This window comes from Paenibacillus sp. P4_A7 (genome assembly GCF_056402455.1).
In genome coordinates this window covers 1-2,438 of sequence record NZ_JBFUHJ010000631.1, presented here as the reverse complement: position 1 = coordinate 2,438, position 2,438 = coordinate 1, and the positions used below count along the sequence as shown (strand labels likewise).

At 44.0% G+C, this 2,438-nt stretch carries 2 protein-coding genes; both read left to right on the top strand.

Annotation, left to right across the window (positions count from 1 at the left end; all coding sequences use genetic code 11):
* Positions 1-825: DUF5054 domain-containing protein (locus tag AC1DWN_RS32180; protein ID WP_477562914.1), on the top strand; the 825-nt coding region annotated here is incomplete at its 5' end.
* Positions 826-1,467: 642 nt separating this feature from the next.
* Positions 1,468-2,379 carry a helix-turn-helix domain-containing protein gene (locus AC1DWN_RS32175; protein ID WP_477562913.1) on the top strand — a complete coding sequence of 304 codons (912 nt, stop codon included), beginning with the start codon at positions 1,468-1,470 and terminating at the stop codon, positions 2,377-2,379.
* Positions 2,380-2,438 lie beyond the last annotated feature (59 nt).

The following is a 2,438-nucleotide window of genomic DNA, read 5'->3' as shown; positions in this document are numbered from 1 at the left end:
CCATATACTATTTATTCATTAGGACAGTTTCAGATCTCGTTCAGCCATAATGGCTCCATTTCTTACTTAGTCGATGGCAAGGGTAAAGTTTGGGCGGATGAACGACACCCGCTGGGGAAATTTTTGTACGAATCATCTGGCGTAGAGGACTATGACAAGTGGTTCCAGCAATATGTGGAGAATACGTCCGTTACGTACAGCTGGTCAGATGCCGACTTCGGTAAGCCAGGTATGGAGAATGTGCAGCAAAAGCCGCGGAATGAAACATTTGAGCCGCAGCTGTTGTCTCTTCATGTAGATTATGGAGCTGACGTTGACCGCGTGCTTATCAAGCTAGAACTGCCAGCGGATGCAAATGAGCGACTTGGCGCCCCTCGCCAGTTACAGATTAGTTATGAATTTAGCAAGCATGAGCCAACTGTCAATGTAGTACTCGACTGGTTCAACAAACCGAAAAATCGGTTACCCGAAGCGATCTGGTTTTCATTTTCCCCAATGACTGATAATAGTCATTTGTGGACTATGGATAAATTAGGTCAGCCGGTGTCACCTTTGGAGGTTGTAAAGAACGGCAACCGGAACCTACATGCCGTTGGGAATGGCATGGAATATAAGGGTGCGGAAGCGGTTGCTTCTATTCAAACGTGGGATGCTTCAGTTGTAGCGCCCGGCGAGAGAAGATTGCTGCAATTCGACAACACATTCGCTTCATTGGATGAAGGATTTCATTTTCTGCTATACAACAATGTGTGGGGTACGAATTTTCCGATGTGGTTCGGAGAGGACAGCCGTTTTCGGTTCAAGCTGGCACTTCGGAGTTATTAAACCATGTGTCATAGAAAAAGAACGACTTAGTCGTTCTTTTTTTTAGTATAGGAAAGTATATCATTTCGCCATACTTTCACTATAGTTCGCCGGAAATAAACCGCGTGATCGCCATAAGAATGGCGACAGCCGGTTCCCCTTGAATCTATTATTATTGATCAAGAGAGGAAAATGATATATGTGTAAGATTGATGATTTTAGAAGAGATACGCAATAGATTGCACATAGGCACCATAGTGGTTCATAGTAGATATCAATTTAATGATTGGATTTTCCAAGCAGGCGTATCGAGTTCAGGCATATTTGACATTACACTGATGACGACGATCTTCCCTGCGAAAGACTCTGTAGGCATCATTCTTCCTATGCTGATAACCGGGGACATTATTGCTATTGTGTATTATCGTCGCAAAGTTGTATGGTTATATCTGAGCGTCTTGATCTCTGGATGCTGATTGGGATTATAGCTGGATACTTCTTTCTTAAGATTGTTGATGATGAAGAGTTAAAGTAATGACAGTTGCCATCATGGAAGATTAAAGACTCGACAGCCGTTTCACCTTGAATCCTAGTATATGCAGTGAAAAATTAGTCTGGTAGAATACTAGAATCAGTGTAGATTCCGGTTGAAAGGTGAGGCAGATGAAGAATATGAGCGATCAAGAGCCTAACCACTGGCCCTTTGTACATAATGTAGGAGACATCGTCATTCAAGCGGGCTATGTGCTCAGGCCTCGGCAAATTGACGATTTCGAATTAGTCTATTTTCCCGAAGGCAGCCAAACTGAATATGAAATAGAAGGAAGTCTGTTTGTTCTTAACGAGCCTTGCTTCATCTTTACTCGCCCAGGTGACTGGCATACCTATCGGTTCGCGCCAGAAGTAAACGTAAGACATTTGTTCGTGCATTTTGATTATGCCTCTCTAAGGGAATCAGACGATCGATTTGGATCTTTGCTCCGAGAAGGTCATATGTTCCCGGCAAGATGCCATATGCTAGTTACCGGATTAATAGAGAAAATACTTTGGATTGCAAATCACCAGCCTGCGCATTGGAGGAGAAGGCTAGCCGTATTGCTTTCTGCCGCTCTAGAAGAACTGTCGTCCTTTTCCTCGCAAGCTGAGGAAGGGAAAGCCACCTCCTTGCCAGTTCCTATTCAACGCGCGCTGATCTATATGGAAGAGCATTTGACCGATCCCGTAAAGATTGAAGAAATTGCAACGATATCGGGCTGGTCCCATGAATACTTCACAAGGATGTTTGTCTCCGCTACCGGGATTTCCCCCAAACGCATGCTGCTTGAGTTAAGGTTACGGCGTGCCGAACAATTGATGATGATTGGCTCTGGCACAGTGAAGCAAATCGCCTATTCGGTAGGCTTTGGGGACGAACACCATTTCTCTAAAATGTATAAGAAAGTTCGAGGAATAACGGCATCGGATTACATAAAGAGATGCCAGGATCCATTATTCCGATACACGGTATCCGTATTGGACCCTGATCAGCCCTATTCTTTGAACCGAAATATTTTGGTGAATTCCTTGGTCAAATAAACACATCATTTCCCGGTTTTAGACTATGGAGCGATCTGATGTAACACGCTACAATTAGC

What these genes read in the sequence shown, in the direction of transcription:
- AC1DWN_RS32175 (WP_477562913.1), top strand. Translation starts at nt 1,468, where the DNA reads ATGAAGAATATGAGCGATCAAGAGCCTAACCACTGGCCCTTTGTACAT.